Below are 4,576 nucleotides of genomic sequence, written 5' to 3' on the forward strand. Positions count from 1 at the left end.
ATGTGAGGTGGATGGATATTTTTTATATATACTGGTTTATGCATTTCCTTTTTTAGATTGATTATAAACAGAGAAGCAACCGTTAAATATTACAAATACAATAAATACAATTAAGTTTATTGTATTGCTCGGTTTCACTACATAATACAACAAAAGAGCAAAAATAATATATATCCCAGATATAATCAATTGCGTTTTAGAGAACATATAAAGCACCTCATTTCTCATAGATTACACGTTTTATAAAAAATTTATCCGAAGCGTGTGTCATATTATTTACATAGTAATCATAGACAATCGTCAATCCGGTTTTTTTAGATTTAGCTTTTTGGAAATATTTTAAGTATGAATTAATGCTTGTATCAATCATCGCCTCACCTAATCCTATTGGCCAAAAAAAGCCTATAATATATTTAAACCAAACATACTTCCCCCAAGAATTCGCAAATGCAACCTGCTGTTTTACCGTCGTATACGAATAGTGGTGGTGCAAATTCCTGTAGATTTTATAGTGCGACTTTGCAAACGCTTGCTTAGATGGTAATACCATAGTACTACCTGAAACCATAATTGTGAATACAATAAATATTGCAGCCCATTTTTTAAAGTGCATTATATCATCGCCTGTTTGAATTATTTAAAAACATTTTCATTATAAGTCACTATAAAATTATGTAACAACGAATTTCTTCATGCGTAACCACGCATTTTTTATGCGTGACCACGCACAATCACGCACGCTACTGTGATAAATTGTTACAGGAATAAAATACCAATGAAAGTTTAATAGTTTATTAAGAGGGTATAACGAGGTAACCAAATATTTCCCCATCCCCATGTGAGAGCGTGGGATTTTTTATGTATGAAAAAGGAGCCTGCGCATTCGCAGGCTCCCGTGTAGTGTAGTTGCTAAAGCAAATGTAATTTGGCGATCAAATAAACCACGTGAGGAGTCGAACCTCACATGCCGCATTATGACGGCTTTGTTATCTTGGCGTTGTCCGCTTCACCTTACTGATTTACACTTGCTAAGTTCATGCTGTTATATATTTTACTCCATATGAAGATAACCAAGATATAAACATGATGATTAAGGAAAATCTTTTCACTACTTAAAAACTGTAGATTAATTCATTTGCTTATAATAGGGAATAAGATAGGACAAAAATTCTTCCAACTTAGACTTATAAAATTTACCGAGTGAAAGATTCAAAATGAAAGAAAAACTCAACATGGGGTGTCAGTACTCAGAATATTCATGAAAGCCAGAAAATGCATGGAGATAATTAATGGCGCTTAATATTTTGACTATAAGCAGTCTTTGTTTTAATAAGTTTCGTTCTACTTTTATTTGAATAAACTTTCAACACTATTTTGGAATATACATGGTAATAATCCTCATCATAATAGTATTTTGTTGTATAATACTGGGTCTTTGGAGGATTATAAAAAGTATCGAACAGTGGTTGACTAACGACTGAAATTAACGTCTTCACCTGTGTGCTTATGCCCTTAGGAACAAGAGGAATTACAGCAACTGAGAGTCTTTTAACTAATTCTGTAATTTTATCAGTAGTTTTAGAATCGCCCTTATATGTGCTTACGTATTTCCAAGTGTGTCCGTAGTCACTCCCAACAGGAATGGCAATTAACGTATGAAACTGGGAAGGACTGTTTTCACTTGGTTCACCATCAACAATTATATAACCGCTTTCTACTATTTCCTCTTTTGTCGGTTCTGAAGTATAATTGTTTATGATGTGTTGACTAGGATCAGAATTTTCTGCATGTGCATCTTTAAAGTTGTAAAATGAAAACACCGTCAACAGCAACGAAAAAGTAACAATAATTTTCAAAAATTTCTTTGTCATTACAAAACCTCCATTTTTTTTAAGACTTACGAACTCTTTTATTTTAAATCTAAAACCATATTTTGGGAAGGGGATTATTTATTCTATGAAAAAAATTGATCTTGAGAAAATTTTTATCGCCATATTTATATTAATCGGAATTTTATCAGTAATAAATAATTCATTAGGAACAATTCTAATACTGACTATAACAGTGGGAATATTATTTTTTGCCGGAATCGTTGTCGGAATCATAAATTATAGAAATAGTAAATCAGCAACTATTTCGCTCATACTTCTTTTTCTAATTATGATGCTTGTCGTTCTCCGAGTTTTGTAAAATTTATGTGTATATTTTTTATGTACACCTGATCTTCCATGTGGTGAATTATTATGTATCGGTCGGCAACCGCCGACCCTCGTGGATCCGCACGAGACGGTAAAACTTATGTTATTTTGCTTTAAGAACTGCCTGTTCAATTAACTGTGGAATCAGCGCCTCAATGTCGCCGATCGCAGACTTGCCAAGCTCAATCAACTCTGGTGCTTGAGCAATCACGGCTTTTACTGCATCTTCTTTAACGCTTGAAGCGAGTTCTGCCGTAAAAACTCCTTTAGCCTTCGCATCCGCAACCACACGCTGATTAAAGTCAGCAACGACCGTTTGAGCAATAGCACCCAGTCCATCAATCACCTTGTTTGCAATGTCTGCCTGCGATGTGCCAAGGTGTTTGTCCACTGCTGATTTGATTTTTGGCACAAATGCTGTGATCAAAACGCCAACCCCTGCCACCAATATGGACAAAACTGCAGTTAATGCTTGTACGCCTAAATCCTGCACAATAATCATCCTTTCAATATTTTAATTTCTGCCCCGGAAAAATGAGATCCGAGTGCAGCTTGTTTATACTTTTTAACTTATTCACTGTCGTTTTCTTCGCTTGAGCAATCTTCCACAGCGAATCGCCTTTTTTAACAATGTACGGCTTCTTGACTATCTTTTTTGTAGCCTTTTTAACGACTGAGTAGACCTTGACATAATCCTTGTTTGCCGTGATATAGAGGCCACTCTTTGTCTTAAATCGCAGCAGGCCCGTGGATGACAACTTGTTGCCTGTGATCGTAAAAACAGTGTTCCTCTTAAACTTCGCCACGCGGTACTTGCCGGAAAAGTTCGTGGACCGATACAGATAGGCCGTCCGCTTTGTCGAGATTTTCTTTGTGTTTTTTGACAGATACTGGCTAGGATTGCGCTGCTTGATAACCGGCTGTTTGGCCGGTTTGATGCCTGCCTTGAGCTTTGCCACAAGCGCCAGATTCTGCGCTGCAGTTCCACGATAGTCAGTTATGCCATACTGCTTAGCCAACTTTTCACGGGCGGAATAAGACCACGGCTGACCTTTAGACTTAAGGTAGTTTACAAGACTGATCGACTTGATCTGTCCCACAGAGCTGCTTGCACCGGCTGTGTACTTGCCGGCAAAGTCCTGGCTAACATCAAAGTTGCGACCGTTGATCTGCTCCGATGATGTCCACTGCCAAGCCCCTTTTTTGCCATTGTGCCATGCAGGTTCAGCAGACCCATTATTGTAGCGCGCAAGCCAAGGATCTTTTACGCTCAACTTATCCGGATCCAGCCGAGACTTATAAAAACTTGATCCGGTGTAAAGATCTACATGATAGCCTTTATCCCGCATTGTCTGAAGGAATGTGTTGGTGTAACTGGTCAGATTAGCTTTACTCGCAGTCGCCAGTTCCACATCGGCCACAGCCATACCATAGCTGGATTTAAAACCGACATTATTCAAGCATGCTGCAAACCATTCTGCTTCTGCCTTTGCATCCTCCGTGGAAGTCAACCGAGCAAAGTGGTACGCATGTACCTTCAGTCCTGCCGCATGCGCATTGGCGATGTTGACGCTGGCTGTTGGATCAAGATAATTGGACGCATCCGATACCTTAACCACCGCCGCTTTGTATCCCCCTGCCTTAATCGTCTGATAAAAGCTGAGGGGCAGTCCTCCTTCGTTATTCCAATGGCTGACATCGACAAAATCTTTATCCGGTGTAGCCGCACTCATTGGCAGCGCAAAAGAAAACGCCAGTGCTACGGTCAGCACCAGCGCCACAAGATATTTGATTTTCTTCACGGTTTCTTCTCTCCTTTCGTGCTGTCGCCCTTGAGTTGAGCGAAAGCGTTTGATATTTTCTGGGGCAAAGGTACGCCCATATGCCCCAGATTCTCGGTAAAACTTATGCCTTCGGTACCGATTAAGAACATCAGCATGGCATTTCTCATAAATGTGCCGGATCCCGTCGCCATATCGAGCATGTGCGCCACAACCACTGCCATGATCATACCGGATTTTTTCATGATCCCTCGCCATGCAACGTAAGAAGAAACGGTGCGCATGTAGTAAGCGGCCATGACACCGCTCACGTAGTCGGTACCCATCATCACTCCAAATGCCATGACCAAATTATCCAATCCACCCAACAAAAAAGCGGCTGCCGAATAGGCGCCGCCGAGTACTGCTGTCCATAATGTATCTGTATTGTGTTGCATCAAAAAACTCCCTTCACGGGGCATCACCCCCTTTTAGGCAAAATAAAAAGACCCCGGAGGGTCTTTAAACTGTACCCTATAGAGTAGACACTTTGAAAAAGCCTACCCTATAGGGTACTTTTATATAGAATGAGAAAAACGGGATGAGGAGGATTTAAAA

The 4,576-nt window shown here is 39.7% G+C and carries 5 protein-coding genes; all 5 read right to left on the reverse strand.

From position 1 onward, the window contains the following. Positions 1–217: 217 nt before the first annotated feature. The gene (locus tag NIE88_RS21710) at positions 218–613 is read right to left on the reverse strand and encodes a hypothetical protein (RefSeq protein WP_253065647.1); all 396 of its coding nucleotides are present in this window, start codon (positions 611–613) and stop codon (positions 218–220) included. Between the two features lie 673 nt (positions 614–1,286). Next, the gene (locus tag NIE88_RS21715; protein WP_253065648.1) at positions 1,287–1,871 is read right to left on the reverse strand and encodes a hypothetical protein; all 585 of its coding nucleotides are present in this window, start codon (positions 1,869–1,871) and stop codon (positions 1,287–1,289) included. Between the two features lie 430 nt (positions 1,872–2,301). Further along, entirely contained in the window at positions 2,302–2,691 is a 390-nt protein-coding gene (locus NIE88_RS21720; RefSeq protein WP_253065649.1) for a hypothetical protein, read from the reverse strand. A 13-nt stretch (positions 2,692–2,704) separates the two neighbouring features. Next, positions 2,705–4,000, reverse strand: a complete 1,296-nt coding sequence (locus tag NIE88_RS21730; protein WP_309247066.1) for a GH25 family lysozyme — start codon at positions 3,998–4,000, stop codon at positions 2,705–2,707. Further along, positions 3,997–4,416 (reverse strand): phage holin family protein, encoded by a 420-nt coding sequence (locus tag NIE88_RS21735; protein ID WP_253065650.1) that lies wholly within the window; start codon positions 4,414–4,416, stop codon positions 3,997–3,999. The genes NIE88_RS21730 and NIE88_RS21735 overlap by 4 nt, the downstream gene beginning before the upstream one ends. Positions 4,417–4,576: the final 160 nt, after the last annotated feature.

This window comes from Sporolactobacillus shoreicorticis (genome assembly GCF_024125445.1).
GTDB lineage: Bacteria > Bacillota > Bacilli > Bacillales > Sporolactobacillaceae > Sporolactobacillus > Sporolactobacillus shoreicorticis.